This is a genomic window from Streptococcus sp. HMSC073A12 (genome assembly GCF_001812815.1).
Taxonomy (GTDB): domain Bacteria; phylum Bacillota; class Bacilli; order Lactobacillales; family Streptococcaceae; genus Streptococcus; species Streptococcus vaginalis.
Window position 1 is genome coordinate 120,050 of record NZ_KV810530.1, and the last position, 26,707, is coordinate 146,756.

Below are 26,707 nucleotides of genomic sequence, written 5' to 3' on the forward strand. Positions count from 1 at the left end.
GTAAGTGGATACCAAGTGGGCTTAATACTTAATATCTGGAGGTACTTTTATGCTCTATGTTGGCATTGATGTCGCTAAAAACAAACACGATGTGACAGTTATTGATAATACAGGGAAAATGGTGTTAAAACCCATCACTATTACAAACCGTAAACAAGGATTTGAACTACTTCATAATACCTTGAAACAACTCAACCAGAACTGTCTTATCGCCATGGAAGATACTGGACATTATGCCTTAAATCTCTTAACATTCTTACATCAAAACAATTATCAGATTTACACCTATAATCCCTTACTCATCAAAGAATTCACAAAGTCTATCTCACTTCGTAAAACAAAAACGGATAAGAAAGATGCACGTACAATAGCTCTTAAATTACTTTCAGACCCTAATCGTGCCCTATTTATGCATGACAACAAGCAAGAAGAACTTAAAATTATGACACGTCACATGAATCGTTTAAAGAAACATCAATCAGATTGGAAAGTCCAATATACCAAGTGTTTAGATATTATTTTCCCGGAACTACATCAGGTCGTTACGAAGCACTCTGATTATGTCTATGAGTTACTCAAACGTTTCCCTTCTCCCGAGAAAATGGTAACGGCTGGCTTTGATAAACTTATTGAGATTAAACGATTAACAGCTAAACATGCATTGGATATTCTTGAACTAGCTCCAAATTCCATTGGCACAACTTCTTTGGCTCGTGAATTTGAATTGATTGAAATTATTAAGAATATCCAACACTACGAAAAACTCATCAAACAAACTGAAAAGAAGATTGATGAGTTGATGGCTGAGCTCAACTCGGTCATCACTACAGTACCAGGCATTAGTAATCGTCTTGGTTCTGTCATTTTAGCTGAAATCAGAAATATTAATACTTTTAATCATTCAGCTCAACTCCAAGCTTTTGCAGGGTTAGAACCAGCTATCTACCAATCTGGACAACTAGATGCTCAGGGAAAATGGTCAAACGAGGCTCATCACACCTACGTTGGGCACTCATACAAGCTGCCATTAAAGTAGCTAGATACTCCCCTGCGTTTAAAGCTTATTTTAAAACCAAATTAGCGCAGGGAAAACACTACAATGTCACTATTTCTCACGTCGCTAAGAAGCTCATTCGAGTGCTGTTTTATCTGCTTAAGAATAATGAAACTTTTGACGAGGATAAACTGAGATAAACCAACAAAAACATAGATGAAAAACTTTTTAAAACAGTCGTTTTAAAAGGCTTTTTGTCGTGTCTAAAACACATTCTAAAGTTTTCTAAAAAATTTAGAACAAACTATTGACAACTCTTATAGTTTGTCTTTCTCCTCATAAAACAAATCCACAATAAAAAAGCACCAACGTACCTTTTAGACAAAATAGGAGTGGGACAGAACTTATCTTAAAAAATTTAAGTTCGTAGTCCCACCCCCTCAAGGGTGATTAGGTGCTCTTTCGAGCTTGAAAAGCGAATAAAGAGTCCAATCACCTACTGCGTCATTCGCTTATTACCAAATTAGATAGAGGCTGAGATACGTTTTGTCCGACCTCATGTAAAAATAGTATAACAAAAAGATGATATAAATGCAACACTAGCAATAATCTAGTTGGTAACAGTCACTTCTCCTGTTTGATAATTTAGCCGAAGTCCTGTCTGTACGTTGGGAACAAAGACATTTATTTCCAAGCTACTATCGCTTGATTTAGCTTCAATATGCGAACCAACCGGCACCAAATCCTGTTCATTAGCATAAATTAAAGTCACCCGATACCGAACTCGTTTATTTTTGTCTAGTGCCTTACGTACCTTTGTTTCATAAAAATTTTGACCCGTAGAATGACCAGTATTTGCTTGATTGGCCCAAGCCGTTTGCAGCGCAATATTTTTAGGATTGCTAGTCGAAGCATCAAAGCCTTTCAAGTTACCAATCAAGGCATAACCTAGCAGATGTCCACGGTCAACTGCATGATGATATTCACCCGATAAATGCTTCACCTGATGCCAGCCAGCAGGTGTCCAAGTTGTTGAACCATTACCTGTTTCTTCACGATTCCTATACTGACGAGTAGCTTTAGACAAAAGAGCATTTGCTACCGTCGGAACAGTTCGACCTCTGACCAATTTTGTCTTATTATCCGCATAAGGAATACTGCCCACTTTAGCATCTAAATCATTTTTATTCTCATTGACAATAAAAGCCCCTGCGCCATTCCACTCGATTTTCCCTTTGAGCTGTCGTTTGACAGATTCTATTACAACGCTCTGTGCTAATTCTTGACTGGGTGCTGCATGATTCGTCCGAATGCTTCGATTAACAGCAGTGCTGTCAGAAGGCTTCGGACTACTATGATGATTGCTAAAAGAATAACCTCCTAGCGCAAGAACCAGTGCTATAACCAGACCAGCTACACTTTGTGTTACTTTCTGGTTGGATTTCTTTCTCACCATTTCTCCTCCCTTTTAAATAAATAGGAGGGGGTGAGACTACAAAGTCTATTGCTACGAAATCATGACTTTTGTCTCACTCCCTCAAAGTTATTAACTTCTAAAAACTGATCCGCTCAATAACTGGAAGTCACGCAACTACTGCGTGTAATCGAACATTATTTAAATGAGAGGTCAATTTTTATTTCGACCTCTTCTTACTATTAAGATTATTGTCCTGTGAATTTGCTGATGATTTCCTGCCACTTATCTGGCGATAAAATAGCCCATGGATTTTTTCCACCGTAGCCAACAACTAAGCCAAGTGCAAACAAAATCAAACCAAGCAACAAGAATGCTAGAACAATTCCAACTTGTTTTCCAACGTATTTCAAATCATTATTCATCGTCTTCTTCCTTCACTCGCTTAATAGAAGCACCTAAGTTAGACAACTTTTTATGGAACTGATAATATCCTCTGTCCAAATGAGCTAGCTGTCCTACTTTTGTTTCACCTTCTGCAACCAAGCCTGTTAAAATCAGCGCGGCACTCGCACGCAAGTCTGTTGACATCACCTCTGCCCCTTGCAAGGCTTGACCACCGACGATACGAGCTGTGTCCCACATAATTTCTGAGTGCAAGCCCATCCGACGCATTTCTTTCAGATGTTGGAAACGATTCTCAAAAACAGTCTCAATCATAGTAGACTCACCCTTGGCAACCGTCATCAAGGCTGTAAATTGCGCCTGCATATCTGTTGGGAAACCTGGATGAGGAAGAGTTTTTACATTGACAGCTTTTAGTTTAGACAAATCGGAACGAATCCGAATCCCTTTATCCTCTTCGGTAACAGACACACCCATTTCCATCAATTTCGCGATGAGCGGACGATTATGCTCCCAGATAGCATCTTGCACAAGGACATTACCGCCAGTCATAGCAGCGGCTACCATAAAAGTCCCGGCTTCAATGCGGTCTTGTACTACACTGTGACTTGTCCCCATCAGCTCCTCAACTCCAGTAATGGTTAATGTTTCTGTACCAGCACCACGAACTTTCGCCCCCATTTTGTTCAATAAAACAGCTAAATCAACAATCTCCGGTTCGCGCGCTGCATTTTCAATCACTGTTACACCATCCGCTAAAGTTGCTGTCATCATGATATTTTGCGTCGCACCCACACTTGGAAAATCCATGTAAATATGAGCTCCATGCAATCGGTTAGCTTTGGCCTCAATAAATCCAGCCGTCTGCTTAATTTCAGCTCCCATTGCCTCCAATCCTTTCAAATGAAGGTCAATAGGACGACTTCCAATCGTACAGCCACCAGGCATAGAAACTTTGGCATAACCATTTCTTGCCAAAATCGGACCTAATACCACGATAGAAGCACGCATTTTACTCACATATTTATAAGGAGCTTCTTCGCTCAACGGCTGTGTAGCATCCACCGTAATCCTGTTCTCTTCTTGTTCAAAAGTCACTTTTGTATTCAATCCACGAACCACATTGTTCATCGTAAATACATCAGATAGAACCGGAACATTGGTTAGAGTTGTTTTCCCTGTCGTCGCTAGAACAGTTGCTGCAAGCAAAGGCAAAACAGCATTTTTGGCACCTTCAGGTTTAACCGAACCGACTAATGGATTCGAACTGCCTTGTATAATAATTTTATCCATATTTCTCCAAAACACCTATTGTATTTCTTTTCTTATCCTATAAATTACTATTAAACACATCTCGTCCCAATGTATAGAGACTGAGGAAGAAAGAACTGAGCAAAAATCCTAACGCAATACTAAGCAATAAAATTAGAAATCGAATCTTAAGAGCATTGTCAGCATTCACCTTTAATAGTCTTTCCCAATTCACAACAGTAGAAAGCAAGTGAAATGAAAGAAAAATAAAAATCATGTGGCTACTAAGCGTAAAAATTAACTGAATCATATCCCCATTATACCAAAAAAATAGATGAGAGCAAACTATCAGACACAAATCAGGTACTGAAAGCAAAAAAGCCATTATAAAAAGGCCAATTGGCCTTTTCGTATTATAATCTTGTTCCAACGTTAATTCGATTAATGGCACGTTGAAGGGCAATTCTGGCACGACGTTCTTGGTCAATTAAATGCTTTTCCTGTGCTTCTTCAATGGCACGCTCGGCACGCAATTTTGCTCTTTCAGCACGACTGATGTCAATATCACGAGCGCGTTCAGCAGAGTCTGCAACGATGGTAATCAAATTATCAGCAACTTCGACAATTCCACCATTCACCGCAATCCAATTGACATGATCTTCTTCATCAATCCGCTTCACTTTGACCTCATCGACAGCCAAAACAGCAATCATGTTTTCATGATGCGGCAAAATCCCCATTTCTCCATCAAGAGTTTTAACGGAAACAAACGTTGCATGATGATCAAAAACAAGACCATCAGGTGTAACGATTTGTACTGTCATTTGAGCCATAAGTCACCTCTTAGAATCCCATTTTTTCAGCTTTAGCAACCACATCTTCAATAGAACCAACGCCGCGAAAGGCATCTTCAGGAAGATGATCATATTTACCTTCAAGGATTTCCTTAAAGCCACGAACTGTATCAGCAACTGGTACATAAGAACCTGGTTGCCCAGTAAATTGTTCAGCAACATTAAAGTTTTGTGACAAGAAGAATTGAATCCGACGCGCACGCGCAACCAAAGTCTTTTCTTCGTCTGACAATTCATCCATACCAAGGATTGCAATAATATCTTGCAATTCATGGTAACGTTGAAGGACGCGTTTCACTTCTGCTGCTACAGCATAGTGCTCTTCTCCAACAATTTCAGGAGCAAGGGCACGGGAGCTAGAAGCAAGTGGGTCAACTGCTGGGTAAATCCCTAATTGCACCAATTTCCGCTCCAAGTTAGTTGTAGAATCCAAGTGAGCAAACGCTGTAGCTGGCGCAGGGTCAGTGTAGTCGTCGGCTGGCACATAGATAGCTTGGATAGAGGTTACAGAACCTTTCTTGGTTGACGTAATCCGTTCTTGCAATTGTCCCATTTCTGTCGCAAGTGTTGGTTGGTAACCAACGGCTGAAGGCATGCGTCCAAGAAGGGCAGATACTTCAGAACCTGCTTGCGTGAAACGGAAGATATTGTCAATGAATAACAACACATCTTGACCTTCGACATCACGAAAATATTCGGCAATGGTCAAACCAGTCAAAGCCACACGCATACGTGCTCCAGGTGGTTCATTCATTTGACCGAAAACCATGGCTGTTTTTTCAATAACGCCAGATTCTTTCATTTCCCAGTAAAGGTCGTTCCCTTCACGTGTTCGTTCTCCAACACCAGTAAAGACAGAAATTCCACCGTGTTCTTGGGCAATGTTGTGAATCAATTCTTGAATCAAGACTGTCTTTCCAACTCCGGCACCACCGAAAAGCCCGACTTTCCCACCTTTTAGATAAGGTGCAAGGAGGTCAATAACCTTGATTCCTGTTTCTAAGATTTCTGATGAAGTAGACAACTCATCAAAAGTTGGAGCTTTTTTGTGGATTGGTTGACGTTCTGCATCTTCACCAAAAGGAGCTTCCAAGTCAATGGTATCTCCTAAAACGTTAAAGACGCGACCGAGTGTTTCTTTCCCAACGGGGACAGAAATTGGACGACCAGTATCTAGGACTTCTATGCCACGAGTCAACCCGTCAGTTGATTCCATAGCAATAGTCCGAACCACTCCGTCACCAAGCTCAAGAGCTACTTCAAGGACGATTTTCGATTTTTTTTCGTCATTTTTATAGACTACAAGTGCATTATTTATCTCAGGTAATTTATCACCAGCTGCAAACGCAACGTCAACGACTGGTCCGATAACCTGAGCAATTTTGCCTGAGCTCATTCTTTTCTCCTCTTTATATTTATTTTCTGTGACACTATTCTAGTGCACTTGCACCCGCCACAATTTCAGTAATTTCTTGCGTGATAGCTGCTTGTCTAGCACGATTATACTGAATGGTCAAATCATTGATAACTTTTTTCGCGTTATCTGTTGCTGTCTGCATCGCGGTCATTCCAGCTGCATTTTCTGTTGTTTTCGCATCAATAATTGCCCCGTAGATCATACTTTCAGCAAACTGAGGCAATAATTGATCCAAAATGACATCTCGGCTAGATTCCAATTCCAAATTCAAAACGTAGTCTTCATCTGCTTCATTTGGATCCAAATCCACGATTGGAAGCATTTGTTCAACACGCATTTGGCTGGTCAAACTATTGACGTGGTGATTATAACAAACATATAATTCATCAAACAATTCGTTTTGGTACATTTCAACCGTTTTGTTAATGATTTTACGAACCTCATCAAAGCTCGGTTGATCTGCTAAACCACGTAGTTCATAAATAGGCTGAAGCCCGCGTGCCCGAAAGAAGTCCGAGCCCATACCACCAATTGAAATGATGACGAAATCATCTTTATCATGGTATTCTGCAAAAAGTTCCATCATGGATTTGAGAATGGTCGCATTGTAACCGCCAACTAAGCCGCGATCCGATGTAATAACGATATAGGCTGTTTTTTTCACCGGACGACTAATCAACATAGGGTGGTATTTGGAATTTTGCCCTTCATGCCCATGAAGCAAATCTGTCAATAACTTTCTGACTTTAGAAGCATAGATTTGGAAATTCTTGGCCGCTTCTTCTGACTTTCCTAGCTTAGCAGCAGATACCATTTGCATGGCATTTGTGATTTGACTGGTGTTTTTTGTGGATGCAATTTTATTTTTTATATCATTTAATGAAACTGCCATCTGACACCTCTATTCTTACTTGAAGCTAGACTGATTGATAAATTCAGTAATTGCAGCATCTAAGACTGCTTCCTCTGGAAGGTCTTTTGTTGTACGAATGATTTCATAGAGGTCTTCATGATGAGCATCAAAGTAATCAAACAATTCTGCCTGAAAATGAAGAATATCATCAACCGGTACACTATCCAAGAAACCATGTGTCAAGGCGTACAAAATAACGACTTGTTTTTCAACTGGTAATGGTTCATGAACAGGTTGTTTCAAGACTTCTACCGTCCGACGACCACGATTCAATTTCGCTTGCGTTGCCGCATCCAAATCACTACCAAACTTGGTAAATGCTTCCAATTCACGATAAGAAGCAAGGTCAATACGCAAGGTTCCAGCAACCTTCTTCATCGCTTTTATCTGTGCAGAACCACCTACACGTGATACAGATGAACCGGCATCAATAGCAGGTCGAACACCTGCGTTAAAGAGACTGTCGCTTAAGAAGATTTGACCGTCCGTAATTGAAATTACATTGGTTGCGATATAAGCGGAGATGTCTCCTGCTTGCGTTTCGATAAACGGCAGTGCTGTAATAGAACCACCACCTAATTCATCCGAAACTTTTGCAGAACGTTCCAAAAGACGACTATGAAGATAGAATACATCTCCTGGGAAAGCTTCACGACCTGGTGGACGACGAAGTAAAAGCGACAGTTCACGATAGGCAACCGCTTGTTTAGATAAATCATCATAAACAATCAAAACGTGTTTACCATTATACATAAATTCTTCTGCCATTGCTACACCTGCATAAGGTGCTAAAAACAGCAATGGTGAGGGTTGCGAAGCTGAGGCTGTGACAACGATTGTGTAATCCAACGCTCCATACTGACGAAGCGTTTCTACTTGCGTACGAACCGTTGATTCTTTCTGACCAATAGCAACATAGATACAGATCATATCTTGTCCCTTTTGGTTCAAAATCGCATCAATCGAAATACTTGTTTTACCCGTTTGACGGTCTCCGATAATCAATTCCCGTTGTCCACGACCGATTGGCACCAAAGCATCAATCGCTTTCAGACCTGTTTGAAGCGGTTCTGATACAGATTTCCGCTGCATAACCCCTGGAGCAGGTGTTTCAACTGGACGCGTCTTATCTGTCTTGATCTCGCCAAGCCCATCAACCGGACGACCGAGCGGATCCACAACCCGACCAATCAAAGCATCTCCGACAGGCACTTCCATGATTTTACCAGTTCGACGAATGGTATCCCCTTCGCGAATATCTGTGAAATCACCTAAAATGATAATCCCTACATCTGTTGATTCTAAGTTTTGTGCCATACCGTATGAGCCATTTTCAAAAATCAACAGCTCACCACTCATTGCATTGTCAAGACCATGAGCACGGGCGATTCCATCACCAATATATGTGACGACCCCTGTTTCTGTGACGTCAAAATTTGGCTGGAAATTTTCAATTTGTTGCTTAATTAAAGCGCTGATTTCTTGTGCGTTAATCGCCAAAATTCACACCACTTTCTATTTCAAATTTTCTTTTACTGTTTGTAATTGACGTTTAATACTTGCATCAATTGTCTTATTATTAGCTGTGATGATAAAGCCACCAATGAGGCTTGCATCCAGTTCTTCTTTTAAAGAACGAACTTGCAATCCAAATTTTCGCTCAATAATCGGAATGATTTTAGATTTTTGCTCCTCCGATAAAACTTGAACTGATTTGATTGTCACTTCAAATTCATTACTAATCTTTTCAAGCTGGTGAAGACTTTCTACTAAAATATCATAAAAAAGATCTTCACGATGATTGTGAATAATAACTTCAATAAAATTGTCAATCAAGGATGAATCAGATCCTTGAAAATAGCGAAGGCTTCTTTCTTTTTCTGTATCAACAACACCAATATTTGATAAAAAGGCAGCTAAATTTGTATTGTCAAAAATGTCTTTGATTTGCTGAAGCTTTTCAAAAACATCTTTTTGCTGACCTTTTTCAATCACGAGTTGGACAAAAGGTGTGGTATATTTTTCAATTACCGCATATCTTTTTTTGTCCATTAAGCATCTCCTAGCTTGTCAATATAGCGGTCAATGAGCTCTTTGTGAGCTTCTTGATCCAATTTTTGACCTAAAATTTTGCTAGCAAGATTTACAGTCAAATCGGCTACTTCACCTTTGATACTGTTCATGGCTTCTGCTTTGGTTTGAGCGATTTCTTGATTAGCCTTTTCTTTTAAACGTCCAGCTTCATCAGCTGCATCCGCCAAGATTCCTGCCTTGTTTTTCTCAGCAGTTTCTTTAGCATTTTCAATAATTGTTGTCGCTTCTTGACGACTACCTGCTAATTCTTTTTCTCTCTTTTGAGCTAAATCTTCTGCTTTTTGACGAGCAGATTCTGCGCTATCAATGTCATCTGAAATCTTTTTGGCGCGTTGCTCAAAAGTACTTGTGATATTCTCCCAGGCAAATTTCTTGATTAAAATGATTAACAGAAGAAATGAGCCTGCTACAAGGATAAAATCCCCAATAAGACTACCTAAAGTAATATTCATCTCTTATCTCCCTTCTATTCCTCACTGTTAATTTTCTTACCTAGATACATAGATGTCAACATGGTAAATACATATGCTTGAATACATGAAATAAAGACTGAAAAAGCAGTCCAAACAAGATTCAAGACAAAAGCAATTGGATACCAACCAGCAGCTTGTTGTGATAAAGTTAACAACAAACCAGACAGAACTTCACCCGCATAAATATTACCATAGATACGCAGAGCCAGAGAGGCAAAATTAGTGAATTCTTCCAAAATATTCATTGGAGTCATTCCAGCAGGTGTCGCAAATGCCTTGAGATAAGCTTTCACTCCCCGTCGGCGAATCCCTTCAACATGACAAATTAAGGTAATCAAAAATGAAAATCCTAAGTCAAAGGCAAGATTGGCCGTTGGAGATGTCCACAAATTATAATCATTGGTTGTCTGCACTTTTGCCATCAAACCAAGATTGTTAGCTACTGCAACGAAAAGGAATAAGGAAAAGATAAATAGAGAATAATTCTTTATATATTTATCGCCAATATTTCCCTTTGTAAAGCCAATAACAAAATCATAGAGGTATTCTAAGACATTTTGTTTGCCAGAAGGCTTCAGCGTCATTTTCCGACTAGCCCAATAAACAAAGGCAAATACGATAAATACAGTTAGAAGAGACATAGCAAGTAGAGTCAAATCAAAAGTCACAGGACCTAAAGTGATAGTTGGATTTATACTTTCTTCCAACGAACTCCACCCCCTTTTCTAAAGGATAACTTTCTTTTCTTATTTAATGATGAATGACATCGCAAGTGTTACGAAGAAAGTACCTTCGATAAAGGCAATCCCCATGATCATGAGCGTTCTCAACTGACCAATGATTTCTGGTTGACGTGATGCTGATTTAAATAGATTTGCCATTAAAAAACCTTCAGAGAGCGAAACACCCATACAGGCAAGACATAATCCAAAAAATGTTAAATTCATGATGAATTCTCCTTTATGTTTAAAATTTACTTACTTAGTTTAGTCCTAAAAATTCTTTTTGTCAAATGTTTTTGTCTTTTGGAAACGTTTTATACGGATTTCTTTCAATTTCCAAAAAAGTAGGCTATCCTCAACAATTGTTGTTTTAGAATAGTAGTAAAACGAACTTGATCCCACTAGCTAACCTATTGATATATGAAACTGCGATTCCTATTTATTAAATTTTGTTTTGCTAAAAAAACATAGTCTTTCTATCTCTAGATAGGTCAAATAAACAGGAAGTATGAGCAACTTTTCAACAAAGAGGCTGGATAGATCCCAGCCCCTAACTTAATCCTTTTTCAGGTTCCAAATTTCTTTGGCGTATTGTTCAATCGTATCATCTGATGTGAATTTATCAGACGTTGCGATATTAACAAGACTCATGCGCGCCCATTTTTCTTTGTCACGATAGAGTTGATCAATCTTTTCTTGAGCTGCTACGTACGAAGCAAAATCTTCCAAAAGGAAGTATTCGTCATTGTGCGTAATCAAAGCTTCATAAATCTCAGAACCTTCATTTCGGACATTTGGAATAGTTCCATCCACAAAGCTATCCACCACACGGCGAACCACAGGATTGCTTTCATAAACACCACGTGAGTAGTAATCATGACGAGCATAATGGTCATAGACTTCATCTTTGTCCATACCGAAAATTACAATATTGTCAACTCCGACTTCATCTTTGATTTCAATATTGGCTCCGTCAAGGGTTGCCAGAGTAATGGCGCCTGTCATCATGAATTTCATATTAGATGTGCCGGAAGCCTCCTTGGAAGCGAGCGAGATTTGCTCTGACACATCTGCAGCAGGAATGATGAGTTCAGCCAAGCTGACCCGATAATTTTCAAGGAAAACAACCTTTAGCTTGCCTTGTAGACTCTCATCATTATTGACAAGATTAGCCACTTCGTTGATCAATTTGATAACAGATTTGGCAAAATGATAACCTGGCGCTGCTTTCGCACCAAAAATGAAGACACGTGGTACCATATCTTTATCAGGATTGTCTTTTAAATCCCAATATAGTTTAAGAATATGGAGCAAATTGAGCAATTGACGCTTATAAGCATGAAGCCGCTTCACTTGTACATCAAAGATAGCTTCCGTTGATACTTCTACTCCCGTAGATTCTTTGATGAAAGCTGCTAAGCGCACCTTTGCTTCTTGCTTGACATTATAAAATTCACTCAAAACTTGTGGGTCATCTTTGTAGTCTAAGAGCTTACGAAGTTCATGAATGTTTTTCCGCCAGCCGTTACCAATCAAGCGATCAATCTCATTTGACAATGGTTCATCTGCAATTTGCAACCAGCGACGTTGAATGATACCATTTGTTTTATTATTGAATTTTTCAGGATAAATGACATAAAAGTCACGCAACGTATCTTCTTTGAGAAGTTCTGTATGAAGTTTTGCCACCCCATTGACCGAATGACCTCCAATAATCGCGAGATGCGCCATGTGAACTTGGTTATCTTTGACAATCCGAGTGTTCTCAATCACTTGCGGGTCAATGCCACGCGCAGCCATTTCAGAGACATAGCGATTATCAATTTCAAGAATGATTTGGTAAACACGAGGGAGAACATTTTTAAAGAGTTCCGCATCCCATTTTTCTAAGGCTTCTGAAAGAATGGTGTGATTGGTATAACTCATCGTCTTTACCGTTGCATTCCAAGCGTCTGTCCATTCAAGACCACAGTCATCAAGTAAAAGCCGCATAAACTCTGCTGGTGCAACCGCTGGGTGGGTATCATTGATATGAACCGATACCTTTTCATGAATTTGCTCTAAAGGCAGTCCTTGCTTCCGATAAGATTTGATAATCGTCTGCAAGCCGGCACTGGTCATGAAATATTCTTGAATCAAGCGCAGTTCTTTTCCTTCATAGCTTGAATCATCTGGATACAAAATAGCTGTGATATCTTGTACTTTGCGGCGTGCTTCAATTGTTGGATATTCTAGCTCATATTCTTCAGGAATTTCGATATCCCAAAGACGAAGATTGTTGACAACGTCATTTCCAAAACCAATTTGTGGTACATCGTAAGGTACTGCACGGAGAGTTTGCGAATTTTCATAAACGGGAAGCATTCGCCCTTCTTTGTTGGCTTGCAGATAGACATTTCCAAAGATTTTAACATCTACAACATCATGATCTTTCCGCGTTTCCCAGACGTTTCCTAGACTACCAAACCAATCATCCGGCAATTCGACTTGATATCCATTTACAATTTTTTGTTTGAAAAGTCCGTAGCGATAGCGGATTCCATTGCCAAATCCCGGATAGCCTGTGGTTGCAAGTGAATCCATAAAAGCTGCTGCAAGACGACCAAGACCGCCATTTCCTAACGCCATATCGTGCTCAGCCTGTTTGACAGCCGTAAAATCAACACCTAATTCGTCAAAGCCTTCTTTGACAACATCGAGGATTACAAGATTTAGTAAATTGGTTTCCAGCATTCGCCCAGGCAGAAATTCAATCGAAAAGTAATAAGCAATTTTTTGATTGTCTTCTACTAATTTGTTTCGTCGTTCCAACCACATAGGAGTGATGTATTTGCGAATCGTACGTGCTAAGGTTTGAAACAGCTCTGTCGGAGTGGCATCTTCTACCTTAATTAACTGTTCTTCATGTAAAATATCTTTAAAATCTTGAAGAAACTGTTCTTTTGTTAGTTCCATTTCTGAATAGCAAACTCCCTTCTATGAATAAAGAGATTGGTACAAATGGCTATAGGCCTGACTAGCGGTGTCCCATGAGAAATCACGCTCCATAGCTTGCTTTTGAAGCGACTGCCATGCTTCTTTATCGTTATGATAGAGACTGACAGCCATATCAAACGTCCATTTCAGCCAGTAGCCTGAGAAATTATTAAAGCTAAATCCAGTTCCTGTTCCTTCGTAGGCATTATACGGTTGAACGGTGTCACGCAAGCCACCAACTTCATGTACGAGAGGTAAGGTTCCATAACGCATGGCCATCATTTGGGACAATCCACATGGCTCAAAGCGACTTGGCATTAAGAACATATCACAAGATGCATAAATTTCTTGCGCTAATTTCACATCAAACGTAATATTGGCAGATAATTTTTCTGGATAAGCTTGACCAAACCAAGCAAAGGATTGCTCAAAAGACGGGTCTCCTGTACCTAAAAGAACGATTTGTACATCATCTTGCAATAAATTGTGCAACTGATCCACAACCAAATCAAAGCCTTTTTGCCGAGTCAAACGTGATACAATCCCTACTAGAGGTACATCATCACGCACAAACAGACCAACTTTTTCTTGCAACGCACGCTTATTTGCCAACTTGCCAGATAAATCGTCTTTATTAAAATGATGATCCAATAACGCATCTGTTTCTGGATTATAAATATCTGTATCAATTCCATTGACAATACCTGATACTTTACCAGATTCCATTCGTAAAATTTGATCCAAACCACATCCAAATTCTGGGGTCATGATTTCATGCGCATAGCTTGGTGATACGGTTGTCACCCGATCTGCATACAAAATCCCTGCTTTCATCCAATTCAAGCAGTTATTCCAACGCAAGGTACCGTCTGCATAACGCTCATAGCCTACTCCAAACAAATCCCAGAGCATGCCATCAGAAAATTGCCCTTGAAATTCTAAATTGTGAATGGTTAACACAGTCCGAATACCATGATAAGCCTGAATCCAATGGTATTTTTCTTTCACTAAAAATGGAATCATCGCTGTATGATAATCATGCACATGCAATACATCTGGAATGAAATCTACTCTTTCCATCAACTCAACAGCAGCCATTTGGAAATAAGCAAAACGCTCACCATCATCAAAATCACCATAAACATGACCACGAAAGAAATAGTATTGATTGTCTATAAAATAGAAGGTTACACCATTTAAAACTGTACGTTTCACACCGACATATTGACCGCGCCAACCGACCTTCACTTCAAAATGGAACAAGTCTTCCATTTGGTCGCCAAACTTTTTATCCACCATATCATAGTATGGAAGAATGACACCCACTTCATGACCAGCTTTCACAAGAGATTTAGGGAGAGCGCCAATGACGTCTCCCAATCCTCCTGTTTTAGAAAAAGGTGCACCTTCTGCTGCTACAAATAAAATTTTCATTGAATTCTATCCTCTGTCACTTTTTCGCCTTTTTTAAGAACAACTGGGTTATCAACTGTTCCTCGAACGGTCACATTCTCAGCAATCTCAACAGCCTTATCTAAGATTGCATAGTCTACAACAGCATGTTCGCCAATAAGGACACGTGGGAAAAGAATACTGTTTTTTACACGACTTCCTTTTTTAATACGAGTATTACGAGAAATGACAGAACCACTCACTTCTCCTTCAATAATACTGCCAGAAGCAAATTGAGCATTTGAAACCTTAGAACCGACTGCATAATAAGTTGGCTCTTCGTTTTTTACTTTCGTATAAATCTTTTGATTTGGAGAGAAAAGGGAATAGAATTTTTGTGAATCAAGCATATCCATATTGGCATTGAAGTACGAAGTGACAGAATGAATATTTGCTAAATAACCCGTATATTCATAAGCAAACGCTTTTTCCTGAGCAGCTAAATCACGTAAAACATAACGTAATTTTTGAGGAAATTCTTTTTGTGCTTCTATTTCTAACTTTTCAATCAGCCAAGGTGTATCCACAACAAAGATATCCGTTGACATGTTGTACAAATCCTGATCTTTTTTATCATCAAAAAGATAGTGATTTTTCACATGATCTGTTTCATCAATTTCCAAAACAGCATTGACTTCGGAAATTTCTTCTTTTGGTAATTTTTTATAGACAACTGTGATCGGTTGATCAGTTGTACCATGTAAGTGGAAGACTTGGTTCAAGTCGATGTTCACCAAAACATCACAGTTCAATGCTACCGTTTGATCGCTGCCCGAACGTTTTAAGTAGGTCAATAATTGCTCGTAGTATTCTTTACCAACAGTAGAACTTTCTACGCGCGTATTATAAATACCAAGATAGTAGTGACTCAAAAGAGCAGACAGCCCCCATTCACGTCCAGAACGGATATGGTCAAAGACAGAACTAATATTATCTTGTTGGAAAATGCCAAAGACGCTCCGAATCCCTGCATTGGCCAGGCTAGACAATGGAAAGTCAATTAAACGATATTTCCCACCAAACGGCAAACTGGCAACTGGACGATGATTTGTCAAAGTAGACATATCATGAAATCCAACTGTATTTCCTAAAATTGCTGAATATTTATCAATCTTCATCTGATGGTACCCCCACTTTCTCATTGTATCCGATAACTTGTACTTCGTCTGTCCCATCAATTTCTACACCATCAGAAATGATAGCTCCTTCACCGATAATAGCACGTTTGATTTTTGCACCTTGACCAATGATAGCACCACTCATAATCACAGAATCTTCTACAACTGCATCTTTACGCACTTGAGCTTCCGTAGAAAGAATCGAATGTTTAACTGTTCCGTCTACAAAACAGCCGTCCACAACCAAAGAATCTTCTACATGAGCATTTTCTCCAAGGAAGTTTGGTGGGGAAATCAAGTTACGTGAATAAATTTTCCATTGACGATCTCGGCTATCTAAAGCATTGTTTGGTTCAATATATTCCATATTGGCTTCCCAAAGTGATTCAATCGTTCCAACATCTTTCCAATATCCCTTAAATTCATAAGCATAGACACTTTCGCCGGATTCAAGATAATTTGGAATAACATTCTTACCGAAGTCAGACATATCTACATTGCTCTTTTCAGCAGTGACCAGCATATTACGCAGGCGTTTCCAGTCAAAGATATAAATCCCCATAGAAGCCTTAGTAGACTTAGGTTCAGCTGGTTTTTCTTCAAACTCGACAATGCGGTTATTGGCATCTGTATTCATAATACCAAAACGACTAGCTTCTTTTAAAGGAACATCCAGAACAGCTACCGTCAGACTGGCATTGTTGTCCTTGTGAGATTGAAGCATATCATCGTAGTCCATTTTGTAAATGTGGTCACCAGACAAAATCAAGACATACTCAGGATTGATAGTATCAATATAATCAATGTTTTGATAAATCGCATGACTAGTTCCTTCAAACCAACGATTGCCCTCACTTGCTGAATACGGCTGGAGAATGGATACTCCTGTGTTAATACCATCCAGTCCCCAACTAGAACCATTTCCAATATGACTATTCAAAGCTAATGGTTGGTATTGAGTAATGACACCAACATTATGAATTCCTGAATTGGCACAATTGGACAAAGCAAAGTCAATGATACGGTAGCGTCCACCAAATTGTACTGCTGGTTTGGCAATACTTTGAGTGAGTTTTCCAAGGCGTGTTCCTTGCCCACCGGCAAGAATCAAAGCTAGCATTTCATTCTTCATCTGTTACTCCTTTTTGGACTTCTTACTTCCATTTGCTGATTTCACACGACGTTTAATTTTCCAAATACTTGCCCCTAATGCTGGCAAAGTAAAGGTCAACATCTGAGGATAATCCTTCCACAAGCCTTCTTGAGACTGAACTGTTTGATTGTACTCTTTCCATACACCTCCCCATTCTTCTAATTCCGTATTCCAAATTTCTTCATATATGGCTGCTACCGGAACACCAATGGTAAAGTCTTTGCGTTCTACCGGAGCCATATTAAAGACGCAAACTAACATATCTCCCTTGTCATTTTTCCGAATAAAGGAAAGTACACTTTGATCTGTATTATCCGCATCAATAATCTCTAAACCGTCCCAACTCAAGTCATTTTCCCACAAAACGCGATTTTCTTTATAAAGCTGATTGAGCTGAGAAGTGAAATGCTGCATCTTGGCATTCATATTATCAGCCAAATCACGCCATTCTAAAGATTCTTCGCATTTCCATTCTAAGAATTGTCCCCATTCGCTGCCCATAAATAGTAATTTCTTCCCTGGGTGACATATTTGATAAGTATAAAGATTTCGCAGACCAGCAAATTGATTATAGCGATCTCCCCACATCTTATGCATGAGACTCTTCTTACCATGTACCACTTCGTCATGAGAGAATGGCAGTAAGAAGTTTTCAGAGAAAGCATACATAAAACTAAAGGTTACTAGATTAAAATCATACTTGCGGTAAATTGGGTCTTCTTCGTAGAAGCGCAGAATGTCATTCATCCAGCCCATGTTCCACTTGTAGTCAAATCCAAGACCACCCATTTCTGCCATACCTGTAATCTTTGTATCACTCGTGCTTTCCTCTGCAATCATCATGACATCTGGATGAGCCAGTTTGATAACCGTGTTCAAGCGTTGAAGGAAGTAATAGCCTTCGTAGTTGCGATTGCCCACGTCAATATTTGGTTGCCATGGACCACTATCATAATCTAGGTAGAGCATGTTGCTAACAGCATCCACACGGATTCCGTCTAAGTGATAAAAGTCAATCCAAAACTTGATACTAGAAATCAAGAAAGACTGCACTTCATTCTTTCCTAAGTCAAAGTTAAGAGCGCCCCAGCCGTAATTATGGGCACGGTCATGATCCTGATATTCAAACGTAGGTGTACCGTCATAATAAGCCAAGGCATCATCATTGATAGTAAAATGACCCGGCACCCAGTCAACGATAACTCCGATATTATTGACATGACATTCTTCAACAAAATCACGAAACTCTTCAGGCGTTCCATACGTGTGCTCAAGTGCAAAATATCCCATTAGCTGATAACCCCAGCTCAATCCAAGTGGATGCGCCATTAGTGGCATGAATTCCACATGAGTATAATTCATTTTAACCAAATAAGGAATCAGTTCATCTTTTAATTGAGCAAATGAATACGGGCTACCATCCTCATTTTTCTTCCAGGAACCTGCATGAGCTTCGTAAATATTCACTGGACGTGAGAAAAACCCCCAACGTTTTCTGCGAGCTAACCATAGACCATCTTTCCATTTCTTTTCTGGAATCGTCCGAATTACTGCACCTGTACCAGGACGTTTTTCAAAATAAACTGCCAGCGGATCAATTTTCAAAATTTCTTGCCCGCTACTTCGTTTGATGTTGTATTTGTAAATGTCTCCTTCCTTAGGTAAATCCGTAAACACTTCCCATACGCCACCTTCATTACGTGCCATAGGGATTTGATTTTCATACCAGTCGGTAAAGTCTCCAATCAGATGCACACTCTGAGCATTCGGTGCCCATACACGAAATGTATAGCCACTTTGCCCATCTACTTCATCTTGATGAGCCCCCAAATAGTGCTGCAAATGAAAATTTTCACCTGTGGTAAAAGTTCTCAACGCTTCTTGTCTATCCATTTTTTCACCTCGTTTTGTAAGCGTTTTCTATGATTCTATTTTACTATTTCTCCTATTGCTTTTCAAGTAAATTTCCATTATTATTACAAAAAATTCTCAAAACCGAACATTTCTTCAAATAATGCCCACTATTAGCAAAAATAACTAGATTTTGTTGAAATTTTGAACTTTTCATTCCATTCCTACTAAATAGTCGATAAAAGAGTAAACTTTTTTAAATGAAAATTTTCATAAAGGTCTAGACAGCTTTACAAAAAAGGCCACACAAAGCCGCCTTTTAATTTAGTTTATAAGATTGAATTGCAACAACAGGATATAATTTCAAATATCATTCCTCCATCGTCTGGTTACATACTAGTTTACCGTATTTTTCTGAAATTTTCAATAACTTTTTCTAAAAAATAAGATGATTTGTGAACTTTTTTATTTTTTACAACTCAAATATTCGGAAATAGAGGATTCTATTTTTGTAAAAAAGAATTGCGAGCATTCATCATCCCAATTCTCTAAAAATCCTATCTAGTCTACTTTTACTACTTGAAGTTGAACTCCGCCCAACAACACTAGATATTTTTCTATTTTTTCAATACCATACGAACGACGAAGAGCTTCAGCGTAAAGTGCTAATTGTGCTTGGTAGCGCTCCACTAATTCACTTGGATTTGTATATTGATCTGTCTTATAATCAAAGAGAACGATACGATCAGCCAGTAGGAGATAACCATCCAAAATTCCACGGACTACAAAATCCTGTCCGCTCGCTTGATCTTGCTTTAACATAGCAAATGGAGCTTCACGATAAACTTTATCTGCTTGCTTTAAGAGTAGTTGACCAAGCTCTGTCTCAAAGAAACTAGCTATCTTTTGCAAATCAATCTTCTTTTTGACAGTTTCTTCTGCCTGAACCTGAGCCAATATTTTCTTTAAAATAGCTATTGTAGGCAGTTGATTTAAAGGAATACGCTGCATCAGTTCATGGACAGCACTACCGATTTGCGCTCCTATAACAGGGGCTTTTTTAGCAAAGTCAGGTAGTTCAAAAGAAGTTTTTCCAATAAAATCTGGAGTTTTTTTCTCCATAATCTCAACACCGTCTGTATCCATGACCGGTTCATAAAATTTCTTGATTTGGCTCGGTGTCCGAACACTTGGCAAATGGATGGCTGCTCGATACTGAGTATTTAGCCTGTCCACATTTTCCAAAATATCCAAAGCCCTGCGAATATCCTCAGACTGGCGATTGTGCGCTAAGTTCTCCTCGACAATCCGTTCCTTCAGCTTTAACTGACCTATTTTCTCACTTGTTAAGTCACTATCCGTCACAAATTGTGTTGAAAAAGCTAAATCGTCTTTCTCAAAGACTGTCTGTAAAGCCCAAATCCAGTCTTGAAAACTTGTCATAGTTTGCCTAATGGAGGCTGCTAAACGACCATTTTCAGGAGCAGGGAAGGTCTTTTTCTCCAAGCTTTCTTGACGACCTTTGCCAACCAGATACAGCTTTCTTTCTGCCCGCGTCATAGCAACATAGAGCAGACGCATCTGCTCAGAAATACTTGCCAAATGAATCTCACGCTCATTTTGCTCATAAGGAAGAGTATCGATAGACAAACGAACATGATTAGGCGCCAGCTCATCAGCAACGTCTACCACTACGTCCGCAACATACTTGATGCCGACGCCATTTTGACGACTGATAATCAAAGCAGAACTACTATCCTTACGATTGAAGACTTTATCCATATTAAGCAAAAAGACATATTTAAATTCCAAACCTTTGCTCTTATGAACTGTCATCAAGCGGACTGCATGCTTCGGAGCCGCAACGACGACACTCGCCAAATCATTGTGAGTTTCTAAGATCTTATCAATCATCCCAATAAAACGCGACAAGCCCTTAAAACTCATCTTTTCGTAGTCATTTGCTCGCAAAGTAAGAGCGTAGAGATTCGCTTGACGCCCTGCTCCATTTGGTAGGGCTCCTACATAGTCATAATAAAAGCGGTCTTGATAAATTTTCCAAAGCAAATCATAGAGCGAATTTATTTTTGCAAACTCTCGCCAATCCAGCAGTATTTCTTGAAACTGCTGGATTTTCTTTAAAAGAGGAGGTGTGATGAGTTCGGGATGTTGACCGTTCCCACTCAGAGAATTTTTCAATTTCTCATAGAGATTTTCCTGATGAGTAACATAAGTAGCTTCTGTCACCTTTTTTTGCAAGGCCAAACGAGCCAATTCATCCTCAGTAAAGGTGAACATTGGTGACTTTAAGAGCGCCACTAAAGCATAATCATTGAACGGATTGTTAATCGTACGCAGGGTATCCAACATCACCATAACTTCTACAGATTGCAAATAATTATCCTCGCCACCGTCTGAAACGACTGGGATACCGTATTTGGCAAACTCAGATAAAATCACATCGTTGCGCGTCCGCGAAGCCGTTAGCAATGTCATATCTTCAAATGGGACATTTTCCTCATTGTGCAGACGGATAATTTCCTTAATGACCAGCGCTACTTCTCCTGCAGAAACAGAAGAAACATCCTTGTCATTCTCCTCATTATCCGTCTCAAGCGTTCCGTCATAAATGAGAAATTCCGTCTGATATTGTGGATTTGGTGCTTTTTTAGCAGGATTTCCAGCTACCAGATAATGCGTTTCATTATAATCAATTTCTCCCACTTCCTCATCCATGAGACGTTTGAAAACATCATTCGTGGCTTCCAAGACTTCCACATGACTGCGGAAATTTTCCTTCAAAACAATCAATTTCCCTTGCTGGCTATCGTCTTGATAGGTTTTAAATTTCTCATTAAAAATCTGCGGATCAGCCTGACGAAAACGATAAATAGACTGCTTAATATCCCCCACCATAAAGCGATTACCCCCATTTGATAACAGTTCTAGCATCCGCTCTTGCGTGTGGTTGGTATCTTGATACTCATCCACCATGACTTCATGGTATTTTGTCCGATAAAAGTGGCGCACATCAGGAAATTCTTCTAAAATCTGAATGGCAAAATGACTGATATCTGCAAATTCAAACGCATTTTCTTCTTTTTTCCGTTGTAGATAGCTTGTCACAAACGATTTCATAAATTGCTGCAATACAAGCAAGATTTCCTTGGCTTCCTCATGATAGGTCACTTGAAATTCAAAGCGATAAAATTGATCTGCCAAATCTCGTAAAACTTGAATTTTTTCTTTGCGTTTTTCGTTATAGGCGTTAATAATTTCTTTTAATTCTTCTTTTCGTCCGCTGTTCGTCAAGGCTTTTCCATTGCTGGCACGCGATATTTCTACAATGTTATTGAGCGTTGTGAGATAGGCTTCCTCAGAGGAATGCCCTTGTAAACTTGCCAGACAATCAAGCACACGCTGCACATTTTCAAGGTATTTTGCTTTGGGAAATTCCTTGGCTTCATTCGCCAAATGATACTGGAAAAATTCTTCTAGGTCAAAAAGGGCTTCTTTTGTTTGTGCTAAAAGTTGCGCTTTTTCTTCTTGGAAATCCGCATGAGCGTAAGCTTTCAAGAAATCTTGTTCTAAGTATTCGATTGGGCTACTGGTGGATTGCAAAAAAGCATAAATCTTATAAATCTGCTCTCGAAAACCAAGTAAATCTTTTCTTTGACCGGTAAAGTTTTTGACTAATTTTTTAAATAAAATAGCCTGATCAGATTGATAGAATTCTTCAAAAACTTGCTCAAAAACTTCGTTTTGTAGCAATAACTGCTCACTCGCATTTTGCAAAATGCGAAAATTTGGCGCCAATTCTAGGAGATAACCATATTTATTGAGGACCTTTTGGGTAAAAGAGTCCATTGTTCCAATGTCGGCATTCGGAATATCGGCTAATTGCTGCGCCAAGTGCTGTTTGAGCTCCTCATCATCTGTTGCCTTCAAGACCTTGGATAACTCTTTCTCCAAGCGCTCTTTTAATTCACTGGCTGCTTTAACGGTAAAAGTCGAAATGAAGAGCTGGTCAATGCGAACTCCCCGCAGAATTTGGTCAATAATCCGCTGCACCATAACAAAGGTTTTTCCTGAGCCTGCAGAAGCAGATACAAGGATATTTTGACCGGAGGAGTAAATGGCTTCGATTTGATCTGGTGTACGTTTTTGAGCTTTGTCAGACTGTGCTTCTTGATCCTGCAAAGCATAGATTTCTTCCTGACTCAAAAATGGAATCTGTCTCATTTTTCTAACTCCTCCTTCATCTTTTCTATCCATGCTTGACGCTTCTTTTCACCTGTCGGGTGGCTATCTAACTTAACCAAATGGCGGGTGCTAGAGAGGTGAAAGTTAGCTTCAAATCCCGTAATGGACTTGTACTGCTCCACAAAAGGTGCAATACTTCTGCCATTTTCCGTATAAGGATTGATGTAAAAATGCCCTGCCAAGATCTGCTCAGCAGCACGGCGATACAAGAGTGCATTATAAGCCAACAATGTCTCCAACTCCTCTTGACTCAACAGATTCACTTTCTTTTTATCGTACAAAGCATTCAGCTGACGAGCCTGCTCAGACAAGAACAGACCTTTATATTCTAGGTTCTTCATTGCTTCTTTGACAGCGTCGCCTTGCGATTTCGTCTTGGCTAAAGGCACAAGTGGATTGGTCATCTGCAAATACATGGCGCCAAAAGCATGCTCTTCTTCATTCATCCACGACTCTTGTTTCAAAGCTGCTAGATAGGTAGGTAATTGAGAATTTAAGCCATTGAAAAATTTCTGAAAATCAAAATTCGTATCGCTTGATTTATAGTCAACAACGCCTAGACTGCCATCTATCCTCAAACGGTCAATCCGGTCAACTTTCCCTCGAATTTGAAGGTTGCGTCCGTCTGACAAGATTAGAACATTTGTTTCTTCTTGACCGAAAACAGCTTCTTCTTGAATGGTTTCTACTAAATCATTTCTTTCTAGAACACGCCCTGTCGCACGCGCTGTGTCCAGCAAGACTTCGTGAGCAAACAAGGCTTCTGCATTTTCCGTATAAAGAGTTTTAAATTCTGCCTCCTGACTGGTTTCTTGAATGGCTTTTTCTAGGCGATTATCAAATGGCTCACTAGACTGCTCTTGCATGACTTTTTCAAACACACGATGCAGAAAATTTCCATGGCTGCGCGCATCTGGGTGAATCGTCATTTCTTCCTGCAAAGCCAAGACATACTTCAAAAAATAAGCATATTGATTGCGGTAGAATTCTGTCAAAGCTGAAGTCGACAGTAGAAATGCCTGATGAGGCGGATAAAGAGCTTGCAATGTCTGCGTTGACAAGGTTTCTGTTTCAAGGCTTGACGTTACATTAGGAATCGAAATACCTTCGCTTTCCAATTTTTTGCGCAGAACCCGCACAGCTACTGACCAAAAAGTCTGCTCTTTCTCCGTCAAAGAACGCTCCCGATCAATATCCCCTTGATTCAACTCAATAACCCTTGCCAGCAGAGCTCGATAAGTTCCAATATCATCACTCGTTGCCTGCAAACGCTTCACTTCAATCGGCAGCCCAATTGGTTGTTCATGCAATTCTAACAAATATGGAGAAATGTTGTTCTCTATTTCATTGACAATCTGAGGGGTGGAGAGGACAAGCCTCTCTGTTGCAGCATTCAAAAGCGACAAGGCAACAAAACGATTTTTCTGGAGATTTTCCTGAGCAGCAATCAGCAATTCCGAATGCGCATCAGTCGCTTCATTTAATCGTAGTCGGTCTTCGTCTGACAAAAGGCTCTTATTTTGGGAATTTTTTGGAAAATAGTCTTGGGTCAAACCAACAGCATAGACAAAAGGACTTGACAAGGGCTCAATCAAATCATAAGATTGAACGGTCACAACGTCCACCGTTGCTGGAATAGTTCGATAGTTGGATAACAGCATTCCTGACTGCACTAGAGTCAGAAAATCATCTAGCTTGACCTTGCTGGCTGAAAAGACACTGGCAAATTGTTCCAAAACATGACAAAAAGCTTTCCAAACTTCTTCTTGCCGTTCTTGATCTTGCGGATTCGTAGAATCTACCAAACCAGCAAAATTCTGAGAAAAAGCAATTGTTGTTAAAAATTGATGAAATTTTTGAAGCAAACCTGTCGCTGTTTGACTGCGAGATTTTAAAAACTCCAAAAGCGGAGTGACTATTTTTTTTCTTAATTGATTGATGTGAATCAGGTCAAATTTTTGATGCTGATTATGAGTAAAATCTTTAGAAAATTTACTAATCCCTTTTACATCTGCAAAGCGAATATATTGCTCAAATAAGTCTAGTTCTTCTTGCTTTAAATGACCATAAAGACCTGTTTTTACAAGATTAAGCAAATCTTCTGTCCGAAAATTATAGCGTTTTAAACGCACTAACGCTTCAATAAACTGCACCAAAGGGTGATGTGCCATGGACTCGCTTCGCCCCAAATAAAAAGGAATCTGATACTGATCAAAAATCGTCTTTAACTGCAAACGATAGGCTTCCACATCTCCCAAAAGTAAGCGAATATCTTTGTAGCGAGCACCATCATGAACTCGCTGGCGAATGCTTTTCGCCACATATTCCAGTTCTTCTTTTTGATTGACAGTCGACCAAATCTGTACATGCGAGCGGTCTTGCTCCGTCAATTCCAACTCAACATCTGAGAAATCATAACGGCTTTCTAGCAGTTTTGAAATGTTCCCAAAAGCATCATCTGGCTGCGTTGCAGGTCTATATTCAGGTTTCACTTCATACTCATTTGCCAAATGGCGCAAGAAATCCACGCTAGCCTGATAGAGATTGCCCTCTCGAAAAGTTGCACGGTATGCCTTCTCACTGGCATAAACACCAATAATGATTTCCACACCCTTGCTATGCAAAAGCTCGATCAAATAAGCTTCTTCAGCTGAAAAACGTGTAAAACCGTCAATGACCAAAGCCAATCCTTGCAATTCTTTATCTACATCACCTGCTGTAATATGATTAGCAAAGACCATAATATTTGACTCAGAAATAAATTCACTCTGATTTAGCTGATGCGTCACTAGCTGTAAAATCTTGATCAAATCTGCTTTTTTCTCATCCTCATCTAGATAGTCTAAATCCGCAAAGGTCATTTGAGCAGCTTGCAATTCATGAAAAAGCTCAACCAATTGCTGAATAAACTGCACATCCGTCCGAATGCCTCCGTACACCTGCAAATCATGCTCTTCCATTTCAGATAATACCTTATAAAAGAGCATTCCCAAACCAATATCGTCTAATGGTCTGCCTTGCTGCACATCATTGAGGACAAAATAACGCGCCATCTGCGCAAAACGTGTCACTGTAATAGCAAACGAAGCGTGGTTTTCTAAAAGACTCAAAACAGCCCTCTCTTTTTCAAATGAAAGAGAGTTGGGGGCAATATAAAACACGCGCTTGCCTGCTTGTGCCAAGCGCTCTGCTTCTTTCACCAAAATCTTCGTTAAGGGATTGCGAATATCAGTATAAAGTAATTTCATGAGCATCCTTTTTGTCAAAATATAGTCTTATTATATCATTTTTAAAGTTTTTCAACAGCGATTGACTGCATACCTTATCAAGAAAAAATCCCCACAAGAATACTTGTGG

The 26,707-nt window shown here is 39.5% G+C and carries 19 protein-coding genes and 1 pseudogene; 1 reads left to right on the plus strand and 19 read right to left on the minus strand.

Features of this window, described 5'->3' with window-relative positions:
• The first annotated feature begins 49 nt into the window (after window positions 1-49).
• Window positions 50-1,194 (plus strand): annotated as a pseudogene (locus HMPREF2876_RS03450) (IS110 family transposase).
• 410 nt (window positions 1,195-1,604) lie between these two features.
• On the opposite strand, the gene HMPREF2876_RS03455 reads toward HMPREF2876_RS03450, so the two are convergent.
• The 19 genes from HMPREF2876_RS03455 to rexB form a co-directional block, all read right to left on the minus strand.
• Window positions 1,605-2,450 carry a DNA/RNA non-specific endonuclease gene (locus tag HMPREF2876_RS03455; RefSeq protein ID WP_070584204.1) on the minus strand — a complete coding sequence of 282 codons (846 nt, stop codon included), beginning with the start codon at window positions 2,448-2,450 and terminating at the stop codon, window positions 1,605-1,607.
• 206 nt (window positions 2,451-2,656) lie between these two features.
• Complete coding sequence (locus HMPREF2876_RS03460; protein ID WP_024051892.1) at window positions 2,657-2,833, minus strand: DNA-directed RNA polymerase subunit beta; 177 nt, start codon at window positions 2,831-2,833, stop codon at window positions 2,657-2,659.
• Entirely contained in the window at window positions 2,826-4,106 is a 1,281-nt protein-coding gene (murA, locus tag HMPREF2876_RS03465; RefSeq protein ID WP_024051893.1) for a UDP-N-acetylglucosamine 1-carboxyvinyltransferase, read from the minus strand. Before murA ends, HMPREF2876_RS03460 begins: the two co-directional genes overlap by 8 nt.
• A gap of 37 nt (window positions 4,107-4,143) precedes the next feature.
• On the minus strand, window positions 4,144-4,374 hold the full coding sequence (locus HMPREF2876_RS10125) for a DUF1146 family protein (RefSeq protein WP_081333905.1): 231 nt from the start codon (window positions 4,372-4,374) through the stop codon (window positions 4,144-4,146).
• Between the two features lie 103 nt (window positions 4,375-4,477).
• Window positions 4,478-4,897 carry a F0F1 ATP synthase subunit epsilon gene (locus tag HMPREF2876_RS03470; protein WP_003069748.1) on the minus strand — a complete coding sequence of 140 codons (420 nt, stop codon included), beginning with the start codon at window positions 4,895-4,897 and terminating at the stop codon, window positions 4,478-4,480.
• A gap of 10 nt (window positions 4,898-4,907) precedes the next feature.
• Window positions 4,908-6,314, minus strand: coding sequence for a F0F1 ATP synthase subunit beta (atpD, locus tag HMPREF2876_RS03475; RefSeq protein ID WP_024051895.1), 1,407 nt, complete (start codon window positions 6,312-6,314; stop codon window positions 4,908-4,910).
• A 34-nt stretch (window positions 6,315-6,348) separates the two neighbouring features.
• Window positions 6,349-7,227, minus strand: coding sequence for a F0F1 ATP synthase subunit gamma (locus HMPREF2876_RS03480; protein ID WP_024051896.1), 879 nt, complete (start codon window positions 7,225-7,227; stop codon window positions 6,349-6,351).
• A 15-nt stretch (window positions 7,228-7,242) separates the two neighbouring features.
• Complete coding sequence (atpA, locus tag HMPREF2876_RS03485; RefSeq protein WP_024051897.1) at window positions 7,243-8,748, minus strand: F0F1 ATP synthase subunit alpha; 1,506 nt, start codon at window positions 8,746-8,748, stop codon at window positions 7,243-7,245.
• A 15-nt stretch (window positions 8,749-8,763) separates the two neighbouring features.
• On the minus strand, window positions 8,764-9,300 hold the full coding sequence (locus HMPREF2876_RS03490; RefSeq protein ID WP_070241610.1) for a F0F1 ATP synthase subunit delta: 537 nt from the start codon (window positions 9,298-9,300) through the stop codon (window positions 8,764-8,766).
• Window positions 9,300-9,794 carry a F0F1 ATP synthase subunit B gene (gene atpF, locus HMPREF2876_RS03495; RefSeq protein WP_070241609.1) on the minus strand — a complete coding sequence of 165 codons (495 nt, stop codon included), beginning with the start codon at window positions 9,792-9,794 and terminating at the stop codon, window positions 9,300-9,302. The genes HMPREF2876_RS03490 and atpF overlap by 1 nt, the downstream gene beginning before the upstream one ends.
• Window positions 9,795-9,808: 14 nt before the next feature.
• Complete coding sequence (atpB, locus tag HMPREF2876_RS03500) at window positions 9,809-10,522, minus strand: F0F1 ATP synthase subunit A (protein ID WP_024051900.1); 714 nt, start codon at window positions 10,520-10,522, stop codon at window positions 9,809-9,811.
• A gap of 39 nt (window positions 10,523-10,561) precedes the next feature.
• Window positions 10,562-10,762 carry a F0F1 ATP synthase subunit C gene (locus HMPREF2876_RS03505; RefSeq protein WP_024051901.1) on the minus strand — a complete coding sequence of 67 codons (201 nt, stop codon included), beginning with the start codon at window positions 10,760-10,762 and terminating at the stop codon, window positions 10,562-10,564.
• Between the two features lie 330 nt (window positions 10,763-11,092).
• The gene (locus HMPREF2876_RS03510) at window positions 11,093-13,492 is read right to left on the minus strand and encodes a glycogen/starch/alpha-glucan phosphorylase (RefSeq protein WP_070584205.1); all 2,400 of its coding nucleotides are present in this window, start codon (window positions 13,490-13,492) and stop codon (window positions 11,093-11,095) included.
• A gap of 21 nt (window positions 13,493-13,513) precedes the next feature.
• Window positions 13,514-14,947: a glycogen synthase GlgA gene (gene glgA, locus HMPREF2876_RS03515; RefSeq protein ID WP_024051903.1), complete on the minus strand. Its 1,434-nt coding sequence runs from the start codon at window positions 14,945-14,947 to the stop codon at window positions 13,514-13,516.
• Window positions 14,944-16,083 (minus strand): glucose-1-phosphate adenylyltransferase subunit GlgD, encoded by a 1,140-nt coding sequence (gene glgD, locus HMPREF2876_RS03520; RefSeq protein WP_070584208.1) that lies wholly within the window; start codon window positions 16,081-16,083, stop codon window positions 14,944-14,946. The genes glgA and glgD overlap by 4 nt, the downstream gene beginning before the upstream one ends.
• Window positions 16,073-17,215 (minus strand): glucose-1-phosphate adenylyltransferase, encoded by a 1,143-nt coding sequence (locus HMPREF2876_RS03525; RefSeq protein ID WP_024051905.1) that lies wholly within the window; start codon window positions 17,213-17,215, stop codon window positions 16,073-16,075. Before HMPREF2876_RS03525 ends, glgD begins: the two co-directional genes overlap by 11 nt.
• Window positions 17,216-17,218: 3 nt before the next feature.
• Window positions 17,219-19,129 carry a 1,4-alpha-glucan branching protein GlgB gene (glgB, locus tag HMPREF2876_RS03530; RefSeq protein ID WP_070584210.1) on the minus strand — a complete coding sequence of 637 codons (1,911 nt, stop codon included), beginning with the start codon at window positions 19,127-19,129 and terminating at the stop codon, window positions 17,219-17,221.
• A 519-nt stretch (window positions 19,130-19,648) separates the two neighbouring features.
• Window positions 19,649-23,329 (minus strand): helicase-exonuclease AddAB subunit AddA, encoded by a 3,681-nt coding sequence (addA, locus tag HMPREF2876_RS03535; protein ID WP_070584237.1) that lies wholly within the window; start codon window positions 23,327-23,329, stop codon window positions 19,649-19,651.
• Entirely contained in the window at window positions 23,326-26,598 is a 3,273-nt protein-coding gene (gene rexB, locus HMPREF2876_RS03540) for an ATP-dependent nuclease subunit B (RefSeq protein WP_024051908.1), read from the minus strand. Before rexB ends, addA begins: the two co-directional genes overlap by 4 nt.
• Between the last annotated feature and the right edge of the window lie 109 nt (window positions 26,599-26,707).

What these genes read in the sequence shown, in the direction of transcription:
- HMPREF2876_RS03455 (WP_070584204.1), bottom strand. Translation starts at nt 2,450, where the DNA reads ATGGTGAGAAAGAAATCCAACCAGAAAGTAACACAAAGTGTAGCTGGT.
- HMPREF2876_RS03460 (WP_024051892.1), bottom strand. Translation starts at nt 2,833, where the DNA reads ATGAATAATGATTTGAAATACGTTGGAAAACAAGTTGGAATTGTTCTA.
- murA (WP_024051893.1), bottom strand. Translation starts at nt 4,106, where the DNA reads ATGGATAAAATTATTATACAAGGCAGTTCGAATCCATTAGTCGGTTCG.
- HMPREF2876_RS10125 (WP_081333905.1), bottom strand. Translation starts at nt 4,374, where the DNA reads ATGATTCAGTTAATTTTTACGCTTAGTAGCCACATGATTTTTATTTTT.
- HMPREF2876_RS03470 (WP_003069748.1), bottom strand. Translation starts at nt 4,897, where the DNA reads ATGGCTCAAATGACAGTACAAATCGTTACACCTGATGGTCTTGTTTTT.
- atpD (WP_024051895.1), bottom strand. Translation starts at nt 6,314, where the DNA reads ATGAGCTCAGGCAAAATTGCTCAGGTTATCGGACCAGTCGTTGACGTT.
- HMPREF2876_RS03480 (WP_024051896.1), bottom strand. Translation starts at nt 7,227, where the DNA reads ATGGCAGTTTCATTAAATGATATAAAAAATAAAATTGCATCCACAAAA.
- HMPREF2876_RS03490 (WP_070241610.1), bottom strand. Translation starts at nt 9,300, where the DNA reads ATGGACAAAAAAAGATATGCGGTAATTGAAAAATATACCACACCTTTT.
- atpF (WP_070241609.1), bottom strand. Translation starts at nt 9,794, where the DNA reads ATGAATATTACTTTAGGTAGTCTTATTGGGGATTTTATCCTTGTAGCA.
- HMPREF2876_RS03505 (WP_024051901.1), bottom strand. Translation starts at nt 10,762, where the DNA reads ATGAATTTAACATTTTTTGGATTATGTCTTGCCTGTATGGGTGTTTCG.
- HMPREF2876_RS03510 (WP_070584205.1), bottom strand. Translation starts at nt 13,492, where the DNA reads ATGGAACTAACAAAAGAACAGTTTCTTCAAGATTTTAAAGATATTTTA.
- glgA (WP_024051903.1), bottom strand. Translation starts at nt 14,947, where the DNA reads ATGAAAATTTTATTTGTAGCAGCAGAAGGTGCACCTTTTTCTAAAACA.
- glgD (WP_070584208.1), bottom strand. Translation starts at nt 16,083, where the DNA reads ATGAAGATTGATAAATATTCAGCAATTTTAGGAAATACAGTTGGATTT.
- HMPREF2876_RS03525 (WP_024051905.1), bottom strand. Translation starts at nt 17,215, where the DNA reads ATGAAGAATGAAATGCTAGCTTTGATTCTTGCCGGTGGGCAAGGAACA.
- glgB (WP_070584210.1), bottom strand. Translation starts at nt 19,129, where the DNA reads ATGGATAGACAAGAAGCGTTGAGAACTTTTACCACAGGTGAAAATTTT.
- addA (WP_070584237.1), bottom strand. Translation starts at nt 23,329, where the DNA reads ATGAGACAGATTCCATTTTTGAGTCAGGAAGAAATCTATGCTTTGCAG.
- rexB (WP_024051908.1), bottom strand. Translation starts at nt 26,598, where the DNA reads ATGAAATTACTTTATACTGATATTCGCAATCCCTTAACGAAGATTTTG.